Origin of the sequence: Ramlibacter sp. (genome assembly GCF_041916345.1) — a bacterium.
Taxonomy (GTDB): Bacteria; Pseudomonadota; Gammaproteobacteria; order Burkholderiales; family Burkholderiaceae_C; genus Ramlibacter.
On the sequence record NZ_JAYRZR010000081.1, the window covers coordinates 1 to 18,549 of the forward strand.

General features: G+C 70.7%; 16 protein-coding genes. 14 read left to right on the forward strand and 2 right to left on the reverse strand.

The window, feature by feature from the left end; translation table 11 throughout:
* Nucleotides 1-116: 116 nt before the first annotated feature.
* The 10 genes from ACE3T5_RS17110 (at nt 117) to ACE3T5_RS17155 (ending at nt 11,598) form a co-directional block, all read left to right on the forward strand.
* Nucleotides 117-1,955, forward strand: coding sequence for an acyl-CoA dehydrogenase (locus tag ACE3T5_RS17110; protein ID WP_374669304.1), 1,839 nt, complete (start codon nt 117-119; stop codon nt 1,953-1,955).
* 32 nt (nt 1,956-1,987) lie between these two features.
* Nucleotides 1,988-2,779 carry an SDR family oxidoreductase gene (locus ACE3T5_RS17115; protein WP_374669305.1) on the forward strand — a complete coding sequence of 264 codons (792 nt, stop codon included), beginning with the start codon at nt 1,988-1,990 and terminating at the stop codon, nt 2,777-2,779.
* 22 nt (nt 2,780-2,801) lie between these two features.
* On the forward strand, nt 2,802-3,224 hold the full coding sequence (locus tag ACE3T5_RS17120; protein WP_374669306.1) for a PaaI family thioesterase: 423 nt from the start codon (nt 2,802-2,804) through the stop codon (nt 3,222-3,224).
* Nucleotides 3,225-3,256: 32 nt separating this feature from the next.
* Nucleotides 3,257-4,273, forward strand: coding sequence for an NADP-dependent oxidoreductase (locus ACE3T5_RS17125; protein WP_374669307.1), 1,017 nt, complete (start codon nt 3,257-3,259; stop codon nt 4,271-4,273).
* Nucleotides 4,274-4,312: 39 nt separating this feature from the next.
* A complete protein-coding gene (locus ACE3T5_RS17130) occupies nt 4,313-5,959 on the forward strand; it encodes an isovaleryl-CoA dehydrogenase (RefSeq protein WP_374669308.1) in 1,647 nt (548 codons plus the stop codon).
* 10 nt (nt 5,960-5,969) lie between these two features.
* Nucleotides 5,970-6,929 (forward strand): glutathione S-transferase family protein, encoded by a 960-nt coding sequence (locus tag ACE3T5_RS17135; RefSeq protein ID WP_374669309.1) that lies wholly within the window; start codon nt 5,970-5,972, stop codon nt 6,927-6,929.
* Nucleotides 6,930-6,942: 13 nt separating this feature from the next.
* Nucleotides 6,943-7,494, forward strand: a complete 552-nt coding sequence (locus ACE3T5_RS17140) for a methylated-DNA--[protein]-cysteine S-methyltransferase (protein ID WP_374669310.1) — start codon at nt 6,943-6,945, stop codon at nt 7,492-7,494.
* A gap of 82 nt (nt 7,495-7,576) precedes the next feature.
* Nucleotides 7,577-9,922 carry a Tex family protein gene (locus tag ACE3T5_RS17145; protein WP_374669311.1) on the forward strand — a complete coding sequence of 782 codons (2,346 nt, stop codon included), beginning with the start codon at nt 7,577-7,579 and terminating at the stop codon, nt 9,920-9,922.
* 123 nt (nt 9,923-10,045) lie between these two features.
* A complete protein-coding gene (locus ACE3T5_RS17150; protein WP_374669312.1) occupies nt 10,046-11,143 on the forward strand; it encodes a phospholipase in 1,098 nt (365 codons plus the stop codon).
* 8 nt (nt 11,144-11,151) lie between these two features.
* Nucleotides 11,152-11,598, forward strand: coding sequence for a GtrA family protein (locus tag ACE3T5_RS17155; protein ID WP_374669314.1), 447 nt, complete (start codon nt 11,152-11,154; stop codon nt 11,596-11,598).
* 16 nt (nt 11,599-11,614) lie between these two features.
* On the opposite strand, the gene ACE3T5_RS17160 is transcribed toward ACE3T5_RS17155, so the two are convergent.
* Entirely contained in the window at nt 11,615-12,751 is a 1,137-nt protein-coding gene (locus tag ACE3T5_RS17160) for an iron-containing alcohol dehydrogenase (RefSeq protein WP_374669316.1), read from the reverse strand.
* 53 nt (nt 12,752-12,804) lie between these two features.
* Between ACE3T5_RS17160 and ACE3T5_RS17165 the strand changes: the two genes are divergently transcribed.
* From ACE3T5_RS17165 to ACE3T5_RS17180, 4 genes are all read left to right on the forward strand, one after another.
* Nucleotides 12,805-13,671 carry a 2-keto-4-pentenoate hydratase gene (locus tag ACE3T5_RS17165; protein WP_374669317.1) on the forward strand — a complete coding sequence of 289 codons (867 nt, stop codon included), beginning with the start codon at nt 12,805-12,807 and terminating at the stop codon, nt 13,669-13,671.
* A gap of 88 nt (nt 13,672-13,759) precedes the next feature.
* On the forward strand, nt 13,760-14,683 hold the full coding sequence (locus ACE3T5_RS17170; RefSeq protein WP_374669318.1) for an alpha/beta hydrolase: 924 nt from the start codon (nt 13,760-13,762) through the stop codon (nt 14,681-14,683).
* Entirely contained in the window at nt 14,680-15,546 is an 867-nt protein-coding gene (locus tag ACE3T5_RS17175) for a YbgC/FadM family acyl-CoA thioesterase (RefSeq protein WP_374669319.1), read from the forward strand. The genes ACE3T5_RS17170 and ACE3T5_RS17175 overlap by 4 nt, the downstream gene beginning before the upstream one ends.
* A 4-nt stretch (nt 15,547-15,550) precedes the next feature.
* A complete protein-coding gene (locus tag ACE3T5_RS17180) occupies nt 15,551-17,842 on the forward strand; it encodes an O-antigen ligase family protein (protein ID WP_374669320.1) in 2,292 nt (763 codons plus the stop codon).
* On the opposite strand, the gene ACE3T5_RS17185 is transcribed toward ACE3T5_RS17180, so the two are convergent.
* The coding region (locus ACE3T5_RS17185; protein WP_374669321.1) for a folate-binding protein YgfZ at nt 17,818-18,549 on the reverse strand (732 nt) is incomplete at its 5' end. The two genes, ACE3T5_RS17180 and ACE3T5_RS17185, sit on opposite strands and share 25 nt — an antisense overlap.

The following is an 18,549-nucleotide window of genomic DNA, read 5'->3' on the forward strand; positions in this document are numbered from 1 at the left end:
CTCTCGACCGGAGAGCCGTATGCGGGAGAACTGCACGTACGGTTCGGAGGGAGGGGAGGGCCTTGGCCCTTTCCTACCCCTATCAGCGTTTCCCACCGACTACCCCGGAGCCCTCCATGTCCCTCCGCCCCACGCTCGACTTCCTCCTCTACGACTGGCTCCAGGCCGACCGCCTGAACGCGCGGCCGCGCTTCGCCGACCACTCGCGCGAGACCTTCGACGCGGTGCTGGACACCTGCGAGCGCATCGCGCGCGAGAAGTACGCGCCGTTCAACCGCCTGGTGGATGTCGAGGAGCCGAAGGCGGTGGACGACGGGCAGGGCGGCCTGCGCGTCGTGCTGCCGCAGGCCACGCAGGAAGCGTGGAACGCCTACGCCGAATCCGGCATGTTGAGCGCCGCGCAGGATTACGCCATCGGCGGCATGCAGCTGCCCTACACGCTGGAGGCCGCGGCCGGCACCTTCTTCGCCACCGCGTCGGTCAGCATCGGCGGCGGGCTGCTCACCGTGGGCAACGCGAACCTGCTGATGGCCCACGGCACCGATCTGCAGAAGCAGGTCTTCGCGCTCAACGAATTCAACGGCCGCTTCTCCGGCACCATGTGCCTGTCGGAGCCGCAGGCCGGATCATCCCTGTCGGACGTGGCCACGCGCGCCACACCCGACGGCGCGGACTTCGAGAGTGATCCGCTCGGCCCCCGCTACCGCCTCAAGGGCAACAAGATGTGGATCTCCGCCGGCGAGCACGAGCTGTCGGAGAACATCATCCACCTGGTGCTGGCCAAGATCCCGGGGCCGGATGGCAAGCTGGTGCCCGGCGTGAAGGGCATCTCGCTCTTCATCGTGCCGAAGAAGCTGGTGGACACCGAAGGCGCCCTGACCGGTGAACGCAACGATGTGGCGCTGGCCGGCCTGAACCACAAGCTGGGCTGGCGCGGCACCACCAACACGCTGCTGAACTTCGGCGAAGGCAAGTACCCGGTGCGCGGCGCGAGCGGCGCCATCGGCTACCTCGTGGGCAGGCCGGGCGAGGGCCTGCGCTGCATGTTCCACATGATGAACGAGGCACGCATCGGCATCGGCCTCGCCGCCACGGCATTGGGCCTCGCGGGCTACTACGCCTCGCTCGACTATGCGAAGAACCGGCCCCAGGGCCGGCCGGTGGGGCCCGCGGGCAAGGATGCCGCCCAGCCGCAGGTGCGCATCATCGAGCACGCCGACATCAAGCGCATGCTGCTGGCGCAGAAGTCGTACGGCGAGGGCGCGCTGGCGCTGCTGCTGTACTGCGCGCGGCTGGTGGACGAGCAGCACACCGGCACGCCCGAGGCGGCCGACGACGCGCGGCTGCTGCTGGAGGTGCTGACGCCCGTGGCCAAGAGCTGGCCGAGCGAGTTCTGCCTGGAGGCGAATTCGCTGGCCATCCAGATCCACGGCGGCTACGGCTACACGCGTGACTTCCCGGTGGAGCAGTACTGGCGCGACAACCGCCTGAACATGATCCACGAGGGCACGCACGGCATCCAGGCCGCGGACCTGCTGGGCCGCAAGGTGGTGATGGAGGGTGGCAAGGGCCTCACGCTGCTGGCCGGGCGCATCAACGCGACGATCGAACGCGCGATCCAGCAGCCCGCGCTGGCCGAGCACGCCAATGCGCTGGGCCAGGCCCTGCAGCGCGTGGGCGCCGCCACCCGCGCCGCCTGGTCGGCGGGCGACCCCGCGCAGGCGCTGGCCAATGCGGTACCCTACATGCAGGCCTTCGGGCACCTGGTCATCGCGTGGATCTGGCTGGACGTGCTCGCCACCACGCATGACGCAGCCGCGTCGCCGGCGCTCGAAGGCCGCCAGCGCGCCGCGCGCTACTTTTTCCACTATGAGCTGCCGAAGATCAGCGCGTGGCTGAAGGTGGTGGAAACCCGAGACCTCACTTGCGCCGGCATGCCGGAAGACGCATTCTGATCCCTGACCAACGCCCGTAGGAGACCTTGCGCATGACCCGCACCGTCCAGCAACTGTTCAACCTCGAAGGCCGCACCGCGCTCGTCACCGGCGGCTCGCGCGGCCTGGGCCTGCAGATCGCGCAGGCACTGGGCGAGGCCGGCGCCCGCATCATGCTCAGCTCCCGCAAGGCGGGCGACCTGGAGGAGGCCGCAGCCGAGCTGCAGGCGGCCGGCATCGACACGCGCTGGATCGCCGCCGATTGCTCACGCGAGGAAGACATCCGCCGCCTGGCCGACGAAACCCTGCACCGCATGGGCGACGTGGACATCCTGGTCAACAACGCGGGCGCGGCCTGGGGGGCTCCGGCCGAAGACCACCCGGTGGAAGCCTGGGACAAGGTGATGAACCTCAACATCCGCGGCTACTTCATCCTGAGCCAGCACCTGGCCAAGAAGTGCATGATCCCGCGCCGCCAGGGCCGCATCATCAACATCGCCTCCATCGCCGGGCTGGGCGGCAACCCGCCGGAGATGCAGACCGTGGCCTACAACACCTCCAAGGGCGCGGTCATCACCTTCACCCAGGCCCTGGCCTGCGAGTGGGGACGCCACGCGATCAACGTCAACGCCATCTGCCCCGGCTTCTTCCCGAGCAAGATGACCAAGGGCTTGCTGGAGCAGGTGGGCGAGGAGAAGATGGCCTCGCACGCGCCGCTGCGCCGACTGGGCGACGACGAGGATCTGAAAGGCACCGCGCTGCTGTTCGCCTCGGACGCCGGCAAGCACATCACCGGCCAGTGGCTGGCGGTGGATGGCGGCGTGAGCGTGCTCGCCGGCGGCTGATCACCCCCTCTCGACGGCCTGCATGGACACCCCGTTCTTCTTCGGCAAGGACATCCCCTTCGTCCACCATCTCGGCTTCGAGATGGTGGCGTACGGCGGGGGCGAATCGCACCTGGCCTACAGCCCCAAGCCCGAGCACCTGAACCACCTGGGCATGGTGCACGGCGGCGCGATCATGACGCTGCTCGACGTGACGCTGGCCACTGCCTCGCGCAGCATCGGCCCCGATCTGGCCGTGATCACGATCGAAATGAAGACCACCTTCATGCAGGCCTGCCGCGGCCGGCTGGAGGGCAAGGGCCGCCTGATGCACCGCACCGGCAGCATGGCCTTTGCCGAAGGCACGATCTACGACGCCGAGGGCCGGGCGTGCGCCCATGCCGCCGGCACCTTCAAGTACGTCAAGCGCCCGGGCGCCGCCCAGGTTGATGCCACGCCCGCATGAAGCGGGCACCCAGACTCCCAGGAGAGATTTCCATGCCCCAGAACCAGCAGATCCTGCTCGACAACCGCCCGCAGGGCGAGGCCGTTGCCAGCAACTTCAAGCTCGTGGTGAGCGAGACGCCCGCCCTGAACGAGGGCGAGGTGCTGGTGCGCCACCACTACCTGAGCCTGGACCCGTACATGCGCGGCCGCATGAATGACGCCAAGAGCTACGCGCAGCCGCAGCCACTGGGCCAGGTGATGCAGGGCGGCACGGTGGGCGAGGTGGTGGAAAGCCGCAGCCCGAAGTTCGCCGTGGGCGACAAGGTGGTCGGCATGGGCGGCTGGCAGGAATACAGCGTGGTCCCGGCGGACCAGGCCGGCATGCTGCGCAAGGTGGACACCACCCACGTGCCGCTGTCGCACTACCTGGGCGCCGTGGGCATGCCGGGCGTCACGGCCTGGTACGGCCTGGTGAAGATCATCGACCCGAAGCCGGGCCAGACCGTGGTGGTGAGTGCCGCCAGCGGCGCGGTGGGCAGCGCACTGGGCGCGCTGGCCAAGGCGCGCGGCTGCCGCGCGGTGGGCCTGGCCGGCGGCCCGGACAAGTGCCGCTACGTGACCGAGGAGCTGGGCTTCGACGCCTGCGTCGACTACAAGCAGCACCAGGATGCGTACAGCCTGTCGAAGGCGCTGCGCGAGGCCGCGCCGAACGGCGTGGACGGCCTGTTCGAGAACGTGGGCGGCATGTGCCTGGATGCCGTCATGCTGCGCATGAACGCCTTCGCCCGCATCGCCATGTGCGGCATGATCGCCGGCTACGATGGCCAGCCGATCCCGATGGCCTATCCGCAGCTCATCCTGGTCAACCGCATGAAGGTGGAAGGCTTCATCGTCAGCGAGCACATGGAAGTGTGGCCCGAGGCGCTGAAGGAACTGGGCATGCTGGTGGGCAGCGGCAAGCTGCGCCCGCGCGAGTCCGTGGCCGAGGGCCTGGCCAGCGCGCCGGAGGCCTTCCTGGGCATGCTCAAGGGCCGCAACTTCGGCAAGCAGCTGGTCAAGCTGATCTGATTTCAGCGGCCTTCGTGCCGCACGGGAAGGAGACCCACCATGCCGGAACTGCTGACGCACGAGGTGTTCAACCAGCCCGAACCGCTGGTGGACTACAACCTGTTCACCACGAACCGGGCCCTGCAGGACGCGCTGCGCCTCAACGCCCCCGCGCTGGACACCGGCAGCCTGCAATCACTCGGCGGGCTGCTCGGCTCGGAGGCCATGCAGACGCATGCGCGGCTGGCCAACACCTTCACGCCGGTGCTGCACAGCCACGACCGCTTCGGTCGCCGGCAGGACGAGGTGGAGTTCCACCCCAGCTATCACGCGCTGATGGCGGCGGCGGCGCAGGCCGGCCTGCACGGCACGCCCTGGGCGGGTGAGGGTCCGTCGCCGCATGTGTTGCGCGCGGCGGGCTTCATGCTCTTCACCGAGCTGGAGCCCTCCATCCTGTGCCCCATCTCCATGACCTACGCGGTCACGCCAGCCCTGCGTGCCAATGCCGCCATCCACGCGGACTGGGCGCCCCGGCTCACCAGCCGGGCCTATGACCCCGCGCTCAAGCCCTTCGCCCAGAAGGCGGGCGTGACCATGGGCATGGGCATGACCGAGAAGCAGGGCGGCTCGGACGTGCGGGCCAACACCACGCAGGCGGTGGCCGATGGCACCGATGCCTGGGGCGCGCGCTTCCGCGTCACCGGCCACAAGTGGTTCTTCTCGGCGCCGATGTGCGATGCGTTCCTGATCCTGGCGCAGACGCCATCCGGCCTGTCTTGCCTGTTCCTGCCGCGCGTGCTGCCCGACGGCAGCCGCAATGCGCTGCGCGTGCAGCGGCTGAAGGACAAGCTGGGCAACAAGGCCAATGCGAGTTCGGAGGTGGAGTTCCACGAGGCCTCCGCCTGGCTGGTCGGCGAAGAGGGCCGGGGCGTGCCGCAGATCCTGGAGATGGGCACCATGACCCGGCTGGACTGCGCGCTGGGCACCAGCGGCCTGATGCGCCAGGCGCTGGCCCTGGCGCTGAACCACACCGCGCAGCGCAGCGCGTTCGGCAAGCGCCTGATCGAGCAGCCGCTGATGCGCAACGTCCTGGCCGATCTGGCCCTGGAGAGCGAGGCCGCCACGGCCCTGTCGATGCGGCTGGCCCGCGCCTTCGACCGACGTGATGACCCGCATGAGGCCGTGATGGCCCGCGTGCTCACGCCCATCGCCAAGTTCTGGATCTGCAAGCGCGGCAGCGTCTTCGCCCAGGAGGCGATGGAGTGCATGGGCGGCAACGGCTACGTGGAAGAGGGTGGCCAGGGCATCATGGCGCGCGTGTACCGCGAGATGCCGCTCAACAGCATCTGGGAGGGCGCGGGCAACATCATGGCGCTGGATCTGTTGCGGGCGCTGCGCAAGGCGGATGCCGCCGCGGCCCTGGCCCACGAGCTCGCCCCCGCACGCGGCCAGCATCCCGCCCTGGATCGCCTGGCGGCCAGCCTGCCGACCCGCGTGGAGGAGATGGCTACCGAGATGGAAGCGCGGCGCCTGGCGCAGGATGTGGCGCTGGCCGTGCAGGCGGCGCTGCTCGCGCAGTCCGCGCCGCCAGGGGTGTTCGCGGCCTTCTGCGAATCGCGCCTCGCGGGCCAATGGGGGCACACCTTCGGCACGCTCGGGGCCGGCTGCGACTTCGACGCCATCATCGCGCGCGCGATGCCGAACTGAGGAGCCGACCATGAATCCGCCGCTGGACGACCTGATCCTGCATCACTACCCCAGCTCGCCGTTCTCCGAGAAGGTGCGGCTGGTGCTCGGGCACAAGAAGCTGCCCTGGAAGTCGGTGCGCATCCCGCCGGTGATGCCCAAGCCCGACGTGGTGGCGCTCACCGGCGGCTACCGCCGCACGCCCTTCCTGCAGATCGGCGCCGACATCTACTGCGATACTGCGCTCATCTGCGACGTGCTGGAGCACATGCGGCCCGAGCCGGCCCTGTATCCCGCGCACTTGAAAGGCGTGTCGCGCGTGTTCGCCCAGTGGGCCGACAGCACGCTGTTCTGGGCCGCCATGGCCTACAACCTGCAGCCGAAGATGGCCGTGCAGCTCTTCGGCGGGCCCGAGCAGGCCAAGGCCTTCGGCGACGACCGCAAGGCCATGAGCGGCGGCATGCTGCGCCTGCGCCCGGGTGATGCCACCTCGGCCTATCGGTCCTACCTGCGGCGGCTGGCCCACATGACCGACGAGCACGACTACCTGTTCGGCGCCGAGCCCTGCGTGGCCGATTTCGCGGCCTACCACCCGATCTGGTTCACGCGCACCCAGGTGCCGCCCATGGCCGGCATCCTGCAGGCCACGCCCTCGGTCACCGAATGGGCCGACCGCATGGCGGCCATTGGCCACGGCGCGTTCAGCAAGCTGGGCTCGGACGACGCGATCGCCATCGCCCGCGCGGCGGATCCGCGCCCCGCCGGCAGCAACTGGCTGGTCGACAGTGCCTTCCAGGACGACCACGGCATCCCGCTGGGCAGCCGCGTGACCATCGCGGCCGAGTCCTTCGGCCCCGAGGCCACCGAGGGCGAGCTGATCGCGGCCACGCGCACCCACTACAGCCTGCGCCGCACCGACGAGCGCGCGGGCACGGTGCACGTGCACTTCCCGCGCATTGGCTACGTGCTGCGCGCGGCCGACGCGGCCTGAAACGGCGGTTGACATGGGCGGGGCAGAGGGCTTCTGCCTCTTCGAGACGCCAGTGGGCGACTGTGCCCTGGCGTGGTCAGGCGATGCATTGCAGGCGGTGCAGCTGCCCAGCCCGACATCCGCCGCTCTTCGTGCGCGCATGCAGCGGCACTTCCCCGGCACGCCGGAGGCCACCCCGCCGCCTTGGGTGGCATCGATCATCGACCGCATCCGCGCCGTGATGGCCGGCGCGCCGGATGACCTGCGTGACGTGCCGCTGGCGCTGCAGCGCGTGCCGGACTTCCATCGCCGCGTGTACGAGCTGGCGCGGGCCATCCCGCCCGGGCAGACACGAACCTATGGCGAGCTGGCGCGCGCGCTGGGCGACCCGGCGGCCGCCCGGGCCGTGGGCCAGGCGCTGGGGCAGAACCCTTTCGCGCCCGTGGTGCCCTGCCATCGCATCCTGGCCGCCGGCGGCGCATCGGGCGGCTTCTCGGCCCCTGGTGGCACGCGGACCAAGCTGCGTCTGCTGGAGCTGGAGCGCGCGCGGTTCGGTCCGCAGCCAGGCTTGTTCGACGAGGGCTGAGGCGGCCGCCGGACCGGGCGGCTGATGGCCCCGCGCCCTGTGGCAAACTCGCGCGCTTTCGCGATCCGATCATCAGGGAAGCATGCAGAAAATCATCCGGCAGATCGCTGCCGAACTGAAGGTCAACGAGGCGCAGGTGCGCGCCGCGGTGGACTTGCTGGACGGGGGCGCGAGCGTGCCGTTCGTGGCCCGCTACCGCAAGGAGGCCACGGGCGGCCTGGACGACACGCACCTGCGTGAACTGGAGGCCCGGCTGGCCTACCTGCGGGAGCTGGAGGAGCGCCGCGCGGCGGTGCTCAAGAGCATCGAGGAGCAGGGCAAGCTCACGCCCGAACTGCGCGCCGCCATCGAGGCCGCGCCGACCAAGCAGGAGGTGGAAGACCTGTACCTGCCCTTCAAGCAGAAGCGCCGCACCAAGGGCCAGATCGCGCGCGAGGCCGGCATCGAGCCGCTGGCCGACCGCTTGTTCGCCAATCCTTCGTTGGACCCGCAGGTGGAGGCCCAGGCCTTCGTGAAGCCCGCCAAGGGCGAGGGCGGTGAGGACTTCACCACCGTGCCGGCCGTGCTGGATGGCGTGCGCGACATCCTGTCCGAGCGCTGGGCGGAAGACCCCGCCCTGGTGCAGTCCATGCGCGAGTGGCTGTGGAACGAAGGCCTGCTCAAGTCCAAGCTGGCCACCGGCAAGGACGAGAACCACCCCGATGTGGCCAAGTTCCGCGACTACTTCGACTACGACGAGCCGATCGGCCGCGTGCCGTCCCACCGCGCGCTGGCCGTGTTCCGCGGCCGCGCCCAGGAGGTGCTGGATGCGAAGCTGGTGCTGCCGGTGGAGCCCGAGCCGGGCCAGCCCTCGGTGGCCGAGGGCCGCATCGCGCTGCACCTCGGCTGGAGTCATGCGAAGCGGCCGGCCGACGACCTGATACGCAAGTGCGTGGCGTGGACGTGGCGAGTCAAGCTGTCACTGTCGACCGAACGCGACCTGTTCACGCGCCTGCGCGAAGAGGCCGAGAAGGTGGCCATCAAGGTCTTTGCCGAGAACCTGCGCGATCTGCTGCTGGCCGCGCCGGCCGGCCCGCGCGTGGTGATGGGCCTGGACCCCGGCATCCGCACCGGCGTGAAGGTCGCGGTGGTGGATGTCACCGGCAAGCTGGTGGAGACGGCCACCGTCTACCCGCACGAGCCGCGGCGCGACTGGGAGGGCTCGCTGCACACCCTGGGCCTGCTGGCACGCAAGCATGGCGTGAACCTGATCGCCATCGGCAACGGCACCGCCAGCCGCGAGACGGACAAGCTGGCGGGCGACCTGGTAAAGCGGCTCGGCGCCATCGGCATGGAAGGCGTGCAGCGCGTGGTGGTGAGCGAGGCCGGTGCGTCGGTCTACTCCGCCAGCGAATTCGCGGCGCAGGAGATGCCGGACGTGGACGTGAGCCTGCGCGGTGCCGCCAGCATCGCGCGGCGCCTGCAGGACCCGCTGGCCGAGCTGGTGAAGATCGACCCCAAGTCCATCGGCGTCGGCCAGTACCAGCACGACGTGAACCAGAGCGAGCTCGCCCGCACGCTGGATGCGGTCGTGGAGGACTGCGTGAACGCGGTGGGCGTGGACCTGAACACCGCCAGCGCGCCGCTGCTGGCGCGCGTGTCGGGCCTGTCGCCCTCCGTGGCCCGTGCCGTGGTGCGCTGGCGCGAGAGCAACGGCGCCTTCCGCAACCGCCAGCAGCTGCTGCAGGTGAGCGGATTGGGTCCCAAGACCTTTGAGCAGAGCGCGGGCTTCCTGCGCATCCGCGGCGGTGACAATCCGCTGGACATGACCGGGGTGCACCCGGAGACTTATCCGGTGGTGGAGAAGATCCTGGCCCATGCCGGCCAGCCGGTGCAGGCGCTCATGGGCCGCGCCGACATGCTGAAGAAGCTGCGGCCCGAGCTGTTCGCCAACGAGCAGTTCGGCGTGATCACGGTGAAGGACATCCTGGGCGAGCTGGAGAAGCCCGGACGCGACCCGCGGCCCGACTTCAAGGTTGCGCGCTTCAACGACGGCGTGGAAGACATCCAGGATCTGCAACCCGGCATGGAGCTGGAAGGCACCGTGAGCAACGTGGCCGCCTTCGGCGCCTTCGTCGACCTGGGCGTGCACCAGGACGGCCTGGTCCACGTGAGCCAGCTCTCGCACAAGTTCGTGAACGACGCGCGCGAGGTGGTGAAGACCGGCGACATCGTGAAAGTGCGGGTGCTGGAGGTGGACGCGGCGCGCAAGCGCATCTCGCTCACCATGAAGCTCGGCGCGCCGGTCGCGCGGCCCGGCGGGCCGCGGGAGAACCGCTTCGAGGGCGCGGGACGCGGCCAGCAGCAGGGGCTGCGGGATCGTTCGACGGCTACGCAGCAGACGGCGATGGCGGGCGCGTTCGCGAAGCTGCAGGGCTTGCGGAAGTAGCGGATCGCTGGGGTTGCGCTGGCGCTCCACCCCAGCCTACCAGGACCGCCAATGGGCTTTCGTGGCTTTTGTAGGCTGGGGTGCAACCCCAGCGGCTCCCCCGCTGCCTAGAATGCACCCGCCATGCCCGCCCTTCGCATCCACGCCGGCCCGCTCGCACGCGCGCACATCGCGCAGCACGGGCTGCGCCCGCAGGACGTCGGTGTCATCCCGGCTGCGGCAGGCGGCCCCAAGGGCCTGATCCTCGGGCCGCTGGACCGGTTCGTCTTCGGCGCCTGGCTGCCGCAAGCGTCGCAGCCGGTGGATCTGATCGGGGCTTCCATTGGCGCCTGGCGCATGGCCACGGCCTGCCTGGAGGATTCGATCACGGCCTTCCGTCGGCTGGAGCGCGACTACATCGCGCAGGACTACGAGGTCCCGCCGGGTCGCAAGGGGCCGACGGCCGAGCATGTCTCCGAGCGCTTCGGGCAGAACCTGCAGGCCTTCTACGGCGGCCGCATCGGCGAGGTGCTGGGGCATCCGCGCTACCGCCTGCACATCGTCACCTCGCGCGGGCGGCATGTGCTGGGGCGCGAGCATCGCGTGGCCACGCCATTGGGCTACCTGGGGGCCTTCCTCGCCAACACGGTGCATCGCAAGGCGATGGGCGCGTGGCTGGAACGCGTGGTGTTCTCTGCCCCGCTCGCGGATCGCGCGGCGCCCTTGCCCTTCGCCACGCGCGACTACCGCACCCGCCAGGTGCGGCTGGAGGAGGGCAACTTCATGCCCGCGTTGCAGGCGAGCTGCTCGATCCCCTTCGTGCTGAAGGCCATCCACGACATTCCCGGCGCACCGCCCGGGGCCTACTGGGATGGCGGCATCACTGACTACCACCTGCACCTGGACTACGCGCCGCGCGCGGCCTCGCCCATCGTGCTGTACCCGCACTTCCAGCGCGCGGTGGTACCAGGCTGGCTGGACAAGGGACTCAAGTGGCGGCACCGCGCGTCGTCGTTCCTCGACAGCATGGTGGTGCTCGCGCCCGATGCGGACTGGGTGCGCCAGCTGCCGAACGGCAAGTTGCCGGACCGCAAGGACTTTCCGCACTACGGCCCGAACCTGCAGGCGCGGATGCAGGCGTGGACCACCGCCGTGCGCGCCAGCGAGCAGCTGGCCGACGAGTTCGCGGCCTTCGTGGCGCTGCCGCCCGAGGCCCAGGCGCGCCAGGTGGAAGCACTCTGAGCCCCGTCGTGCGGACCCGCCGGCAACTCGTCACCTTCGTGCTGCTGGGCGCGTCCAACACGCTGCTCACGCTGCTGCTGTACTGGGCGCTGCTGCGATGGATGCCGCATACGCTGGCCTACGCGATCTCGTATGCGGCGGGCATCGCCTATGGCGCGGTGACGAACGCGCGGTTCACCTTCCGCACACGGCTCACGGGGAAGGGCTTCGCGCGCTTCGCAGGGTGGACGCTCGGGCTCTATGCGTTCAATGCGGTGTTGCTGGAGGCGCTCGTGCGAGGGGCGGGCCTGGACGCCCGGTTCGCGGTGCTGGTGGTGGTGGCCGTGGCGGTGCCGCTGGGATTTGTGGGGGCGCGCTGGGCGATTGCTGGGGTTGCACCCCAGCCTACGGGAAACCCTGAGGCACTGTCGAAAGGCGCTGGCGAGAAAGCTGCCGAGGGCGACCGCGAGGCGTGATCGCCCGTGGCGCGGCCTACATCGAAGCCGCCAGCATGGCCTCGTAGTCCTGCGCGCTCGCCTCGCGCGGATTGGTCTTGTGGCAATGGTCGGCCAGGGCGCCGGTGATGATCTTCGCGAACCAGTCGGCCTGGACACCCATCTCGGCCAGGCCGCCGGGCAGGCCCAGGCGGGCATTCATGTCGCGGATGGCCTCGGGGATGTCGCCGGCGGAGGCGAGCCCCATGGCGTGGGCCATGCGTTGCAGGCGGTGCTCGGCCTGCACCGAGGGCGCCTCGGCGTTGAAGCGCACCACCGCCGGCAGGAACATGGCGTTCAGCGTGCCGTGATGCAGGCGCGGGTCGACGCCACCCAGGCTGTGCGAGAGCGAATGCACGCAGCCCAGGCCCTTCTGGAAGGCCATGGCGCCCTGCATCGAAGCGCTCATCAGCTGGCGGCGCGCCTCGCGGTCGCCGCCGTCGCGGGTGGCGCGCTCGATGTGCGCCCAGCCGCGTTCCAGGCCATCCAGCGCGATGCCGTCAGCCGGCGGATTGAAGGCCGCGGCCATGAACGTCTCCATGCAGTGCGCGATGGCGTCCATGCCGGTGGCGGCGGTCAGCTTCGGCGGCAGGCCCAGGGTGAGCTCCGGGTCGCAGATCGCCGTCTTGGGTACGAGGTGCCAGGAGTGGAAGCCCAGCTTGCGGTGGTCGTCCACGATCAGGATGGCGCCGCGCGCCACCTCGCTGCCCGTGCCGCTGGTGGTGGGCACGGCGATCAGCGGCGCGGCGCGCTCGGTGATGCGCGGCGAGCCGCCCTCGATGGTGGCGTAGTGGGTGAGCGGGCCCTCGTGCGTGGCGGCGATGGCCACGCCCTTGGCGCAGTCGATGGCGGAGCCGCCACCGACGGCGATCAGGCCGTCGCAGCCTTCGGCCTTGTAGATCGCCGTGGCGGCCCGCACCGCGGCTTCCGTCGGGTTGGAAGGGGTCTGGTCGAAGACGGCGTGGGGCAGGGGGGCCAGGGCGTCCAGCGCCTTCTGCAGCACGCCCGCGGCCTTGACGCCGGGGTCCGTCACGATCAGCGGCTTGGTGATGCCGATGCGCTGGCACTCGGCTTTCAGCAGGCTGACGGCGCCGAAGTCGAACTGGATCTGGGTGACGTAGTAAATGAATGCCATGGTGTTAAGCGCTGTACGATGATCCTCCCACAATGTATAGCGAGGAGACATCCATGAAAGCAATCCAGCTGTCTTGCGCAGTCGCTTTGGCGATAGCCGCCAGCGCAGCGCCGGCCGCCTGCCTGACGGACCAGCAGGCCTCGGCCCTGGTCGATGCCGTGATGGCCCGCACGCCGGCCGCCAACCCCGAAGGCCTGAGCGAGGCCGACGGCGCCTGCAGCCGGGCCAAGGTGACGGCCCTGCTGGAGCTGCGCCTGGGCCCTGTCGTGGGCTACAAGGCCGGGCTCACCAACCCCGCCGTGCAGAAGCGTTTCGGCTACGACAAGCCGGTCTGGGGCAAGCTGTTCGAAGGCATGGTGCTGGAAAACGGCGCCGAGGTGCCGGCCGCCTTCGGCGCCCGCCCGCTGTACGAGGCCGACCTGCTGGTGCGCGTCAAGTCCGACAGCATCAACCAGGCCCGCACGCCCGAGGAGGTGCTCGACGCCATCGACCTGGTCATCCCTTTCATCGAACTGCCCGATCTCGTGGTGCAGGCCCCGCCGCGCCTGAATGGCCCGGCCATCAGCGCCATCAACGTCGGCGCCCGCCTGGGCGTCGCCGGCCAGGCCATCACCGTGCCGGCGTATCGCGCAGAGCGCTTCGCGCTGCTCAACGGCCTGCGCGACATGACGGTTGTGCTGCAGGACGGTGCCGGCGCCGAGCTGGGCCGGGGCAAGGGCAGCGACATCCTGGAGCATCCGCTCAATGCCGTCGTCTGGCTGGCCCAGGCGCTCGCCAAGGAAGGCCTGGCCATGCAGCCGGGCGAGCTGATCTCGCTCGGCTCGTTCTCGCCGCTGCTGCCGCCCAAGCCCGGCCTGAAGGCGACCGTGCGCTACGACGGCCTGCCTGGCGCGCAGCCGGTGAGCGTGCAGTTCAAGTAAGCCGCGGCGCCGCCGCCTCCACCAGGGCCGTCCCCTGACCGCGCATCCGAGCCGATTCCTGCCGCAGTTTCCGGAACTGACGCCGGCCATGCGCGGCGTGCTGGAGCGGATGGCGCGCTCGCGGCGCCCGCACCTGCACCACCTGACGCCTGCTCAGGCGCGTGCGGCCTACGACGCAGGTGCTGGCGTGCTCGAGGTGCCGGCGGCCGCGTTGCCACGGGTGGAGGATCTGCAACTGCCTGCGCGCGACGGCGCGCAGCTGGCAGCGCGCCTGTATGCGCCGGCACCGGCCGACGCGGCCTCCCCGTTGCCTGTGCTGATGTACCTCCACGGGGGCGGCTTCACGATCGGCAGCATCGCCTCGCACGACACGCTGTGCCGCGAACTGGCGCTTCAGGCCGGCTGCGCCGTCTTGTCGCTGGCCTACCGGCTGGCGCCCGAGTACCGCTTTCCGACCGCGGTGCACGACGCCTGGGATGCCATGCAGTGGCTGGCGGGCCATGCTGCGGCACTCGGCCTGCGTGCGGATCGGCTCGCCGTGGGCGGTGACAGCGCGGGCGGCACGCTGGCAACCGTCTGCGCCACGCTCGCGCGCGATGCGGGCCTGCCGCTGCGTCTGCAGCTGCTGTTCTACCCGGGCTGCGCCGGCCATCCGCGGGCCCGGTCGCATCAGCGCTACGGGCAGGGCCTGGTGCTGGAGCAGGCGCACATCGAGTACTTCTTCAGCCACTACATCGACGAGGCGGACCGGGAGGACTGGCGCTTCGCGCCGCTGAACACGCCCGATCTGGACGGCGTGGCACCGGCCTGGATCGGCCTGGCCGAGTGCGACCCGCTGGTCGATGACGGCATCGCCTACGCGGATACACTGCGGGCCGCGGGCGTGCCGGTGGCGCTGGAGATCTATCGGGGCGTCACGCACGAGTTCATCAAGATGGGACGGGCCATCGCCGAGGCGAGGCAGGCGCATGCCGATGCCGCCGCCGCCCTGCGCCAGGCCCTGCACGCATGAAACGAAACGAGTTCCGGTACTTCCACCGCCTGCGCGTGCGCTGGGCGGAAGTGGACATGCAGAAGATCGTCTTCAATGCCCACTACCTCATGTATCTCGACACCGCCATGTCGCTGTACTGGCGCGCGCTGGCGCTGCCGTACGAGGAAGCGATGCACCAGCTCGGCGGCGACATCTACGTCAAGAAGGCGGCGGTGGAGTTCCAGGCCTCGGCCCGCATGGACGACAGCCTGGACGTGGCGCTGCGCTGCGACCGCGTGGGCAACAGCTCCATGACCTTCGTCGGCGCCATCTTCCGCGGCGAGGAACTGCTGATCACCGGCGAGCTGATCTACGTGTTCGCCGATCCGGCCACGCAGACATCGCGTCCGGTGCCGGCGCCCCTGCGCGAGGTGCTGCAGGGCTTCGAGCGCGGGGAATCGATGGTGGAGGTGCGCACAGGCAACTGGGAGACGCTGGGCGCCGATGCCGGCCGCATCCGCACGCAGGTGTTCGTGGAGGAACAGCGTATCCCGGCGGACCTGGAATGGGACGAGGCGGACGCGACTGCGGTGCATGCGGTGGCGTACAACCGGCTCGGCCAGCCCATTGCCACCGGCCGGCTGCTCGCGGCCGAAGGCACCGCCAAGGTCGGCCGCATGGCCGTGCATCGCGTGATGCGGGGTGCCGGCGTGGGGGAACAGGTCCTGCGCAGCCTCGCCGCGGTGGCGGTTGCGCGCGGCGACCACCTGCTGACCCTGCATGCGCAGCGCACGGCCGAACCCTTCTATGCGCGCCTGGGCTTCCGGCCCGCCGGTGCGCCCTTCGAGGAAGCCGGCATTCCCCACATCACCATGACCAGCGGCCTGCCGCTGGCCGACTGAGGCCATGGCCCGCAAGCGCAGGGCGGCCGCGGCAGCCGCCGGGGCCACCCCTGCGGCCGAGACCGCGGCGGCTGCGCGCGCGGCGTCGCCGGCGACAGCGCCGGCGAGCGGCCTGCCGGGTGAGGTCACGCGGGACGACTGGACCGTACCGATCTTCGCGCTGATGATGGCCCTGGCCCCGGCCGTCGGCGTCCCGCACGAGGAGATGCTGCAGGACACGCTGAAGTCCATCATCGTGGGCACGTCGGCGCTGGGCGCGGCGATGCTGTTCCTGCTGCAGGTGCGCGGCCGCGCCGAACCGCTGCGCTGGCACGGCATCCTGTGGCTGCCCATCGCCCTGATGGCCTACGCGCTGGGCAGCATGGTCTGGTCGCACACCTACCTGGGCGGCGTGGAGGCGGTGCGCTGGTTCGTCTTCGCGCTCATCGCCTGGCTGGGCCTGAACACGATGAACCGCGAGCGGCTGCCGATGCTCGCCTGGGGCATCCACATCGGCGCCACCGTGGCCTCGCTTTGGGCCATGCTGCAGTTCCTGCTGCCGTCGTTCGGCCTGTTCCCGCAGGGGCCCAACCCGGCCTCGACCTTCGTCAACCGCAACTTCTTCGCCGAGTTCGTGGTGTGCACGCTGCCTTTTGGCTGGTTGCTGCTGACGCGCGCCCGGATGGGCGCGATGGTGGCGATCCTCGCGGCCAGCAGCGGCCTGGTGGTGGTGTCGATCCTCATGACCGGCACCCGCGCCGCGCTGATGGCGATGTGGCTGCAGGTGCTGGTGGTGCTGCCGCTCATGGCCTGGCGCTGCCGCGCCCGCCTGGGCTGGGGCGGCTGGAGCGGCGGCATGCGCAGCCTGGCGGCGGCCGCCTTCCTGGTCACGGTCGGCGTGCTGGGCGCCATCCCGAGTCAGAACGCCAAGATCCTGGAAGAGGAACGCGGCCGCACCGGCATCGAGCGTGGTCTGCTGCGCACGGCCTCCATCCGGCCGGACGACGAGTCGCTGGGCACGCGCATGATCATGTGGCAGGCCACGATGCGCGTCATCGCCGACCGGCCCGTCACCGGTGTCGGCGCCGGCGCCTGGGAGGCCCGCATCCCGCTGTACCAGACGGCCGGCAGCCAGCTGGAGACCGACTACTACGTGCACAACGAGTACCTGCAGCTGATGGCCGAGTACGGCCTGGTCGGCTGGGTGTTCCTGCTGCTGCTGTTCGCCTACCTCGTCGCCGCCGGCCGCCGCGTGTGGCGCTCCGCGGATCCACCCGAGCAGGACGAACAGGTGCTGCGAGCGGTTTTCCTGTGCAGCCTGCTGGCCCTGCTGGTGGTGAGCAACGTGGGCTTTCCCTGGCGCATGGCCAGCACGGGCGCGCTGTTCGCGTTGTGCCTGGCCGGCCTGGCGGCTTCCGACGCGCGACTGGGCTACAGCCTGCGCGTGCTGGCGGTGCCGCTGCGCTGGTCCCCGCGCATCGCCCTGGGCGCGCTGGCCGTGAACGCCGTGGCCATCGGCCTGGCGCTGGCCATCACCTGGCAGGCCGCCGAGTGCGAGCGCAAGCTGGTGCGTGCCGCCAAGATCGCGCTCACCCTCACCGCGTCGGGCCGGCCGCTGGACCCGAGCTACGCGAAGTCACGCGACGAGATGCTGCAGCTCGCGCGCGAGGGCATCGCCATCAACCCGCACTACCGCAAGATCACGCCCATCATCGCCGACGAGCTGGGCCGCTGGGGCGACTGGGCCAACGCCATCTGGATCTGGGACAGCGTGCTCAGCTCCCGGCCCTACGTGGTGGCGATCATCAGCAACGTGGCGCGCGGCTACTCGTCGATCGGCGAGCATGCCAAGGCCTGGGCCTACCTGGAGCGCGCACGGCGCCTGCAGCCGGATGCGCCGGCCGTGCGCTCGCTGGAGGTGGTGCTGCTCAGCCGGCGCGGCGACGAGCCACTGGCGATGGCCCTGGCGCGGCGCACGCTGGCCGAGGGCCGGCAGGACCAGGACCTGGTGAATGCGTTGGCCATCCTGGCGTGGCGCGCGAAGGATTTCGACACCGCCGTCAAGGCGCTGGCGCTGCGCGCGGCCGAATGGCCGGAGTCGCGGCCACGCGCCTACCTGCAGCTCGGCGTGCTGTACGCGCAGGAACTGAAAGATCCGGCCCGCGCGCTGGACTACTTCCGGCGCTCGCTGGCCGCCGCCGCACCGCAGGACCGGCCTGCCGTGCTGCAGCAGGTCCCGGCCGAGTACCGCTCGCAACTGGCCGCACCGGCGGCCGGCGCGGCGTCGGCCGCTCAGACGTCTTCCAGCAAGCGGTAGGGCAGGGGCAGCAGCGTGAGGGCCGGGCCGTCGGCGGCCCCGGCATGCAGCCCCCCCGCCTCGACCGCCGCGAGCTGCAGGCTGGCGATGGCGTCCCAGCCGCCGGCGGGCGCCGGTGCGGCCTGCGCGATGAGCCCGGCGGGCTGTTCAGGATCGGCGGCCTGGAAAACCTCCTGCCCCACGGCCAGCGGCGCGTCGGCATGGACCACGAATGCGCGACGCTTCAGGGTGCCGCGGAACTGGCTGCGCGCCACCACTTCCTGGCCGGGGTAGCAGCCTTTCTTGAAGTTCACGCCGCCCACCGACTCGTAGTTGAGCATTTGCGGCACGAAGGCCTCGCTCACCGGCGCGGCCAGCGTGGCGACGCCGCTGCGTACCTCGCCCCAGCGCCACAGGGCTTCGTCGAGCGTCGGCCCGGTGGGCACCGGGGTGTCGGCCGGGGCCGCCCACAGCACGCGCGGGACGCCGTCCGCGGCGGGCAGCCGAACCAGCGCGGCCGGGCCGTCCGTGCGCAGCTGCCAGGGCTCGGCGGCCTCGGGCCAGGCGGCAGTGGCCGCGTCCCCGGCGAGGCCGGCCAGTCGCCACGCCGCGCTGGCATCGGTGATCTTGACCTTGGACCGCAGGACGAACATCGACAGTCGCTTCAGCGTGGCGGCCAGCAAGTCGGCGCTGCAGACCAGCAGGATCTCGCCCGGCGCGCGTGGAAT

Bases quoted from the DNA above. Each gene is read 5' to 3' on its own strand.
- ACE3T5_RS17110 (WP_374669304.1), top strand. From the start codon at position 117: ATGTCCCTCCGCCCCACGCTCGACTTCCTCCTCTACGACTGGCTCCAG.
- ACE3T5_RS17115 (WP_374669305.1), top strand. From the start codon at position 1,988: ATGACCCGCACCGTCCAGCAACTGTTCAACCTCGAAGGCCGCACCGCG.
- ACE3T5_RS17120 (WP_374669306.1), top strand. From the start codon at position 2,802: ATGGACACCCCGTTCTTCTTCGGCAAGGACATCCCCTTCGTCCACCAT.
- ACE3T5_RS17125 (WP_374669307.1), top strand. From the start codon at position 3,257: ATGCCCCAGAACCAGCAGATCCTGCTCGACAACCGCCCGCAGGGCGAG.
- ACE3T5_RS17130 (WP_374669308.1), top strand. From the start codon at position 4,313: ATGCCGGAACTGCTGACGCACGAGGTGTTCAACCAGCCCGAACCGCTG.
- ACE3T5_RS17135 (WP_374669309.1), top strand. From the start codon at position 5,970: ATGAATCCGCCGCTGGACGACCTGATCCTGCATCACTACCCCAGCTCG.
- ACE3T5_RS17140 (WP_374669310.1), top strand. From the start codon at position 6,943: ATGGGCGGGGCAGAGGGCTTCTGCCTCTTCGAGACGCCAGTGGGCGAC.
- ACE3T5_RS17145 (WP_374669311.1), top strand. From the start codon at position 7,577: ATGCAGAAAATCATCCGGCAGATCGCTGCCGAACTGAAGGTCAACGAG.
- ACE3T5_RS17150 (WP_374669312.1), top strand. From the start codon at position 10,046: ATGCCCGCCCTTCGCATCCACGCCGGCCCGCTCGCACGCGCGCACATC.
- ACE3T5_RS17160 (WP_374669316.1), bottom strand. From the start codon at position 12,751: ATGGCATTCATTTACTACGTCACCCAGATCCAGTTCGACTTCGGCGCC.
- ACE3T5_RS17165 (WP_374669317.1), top strand. From the start codon at position 12,805: ATGAAAGCAATCCAGCTGTCTTGCGCAGTCGCTTTGGCGATAGCCGCC.
- ACE3T5_RS17170 (WP_374669318.1), top strand. From the start codon at position 13,760: ATGCGCGGCGTGCTGGAGCGGATGGCGCGCTCGCGGCGCCCGCACCTG.
- ACE3T5_RS17175 (WP_374669319.1), top strand. From the start codon at position 14,680: ATGAAACGAAACGAGTTCCGGTACTTCCACCGCCTGCGCGTGCGCTGG.
- ACE3T5_RS17180 (WP_374669320.1), top strand. From the start codon at position 15,551: ATGGCCCGCAAGCGCAGGGCGGCCGCGGCAGCCGCCGGGGCCACCCCT.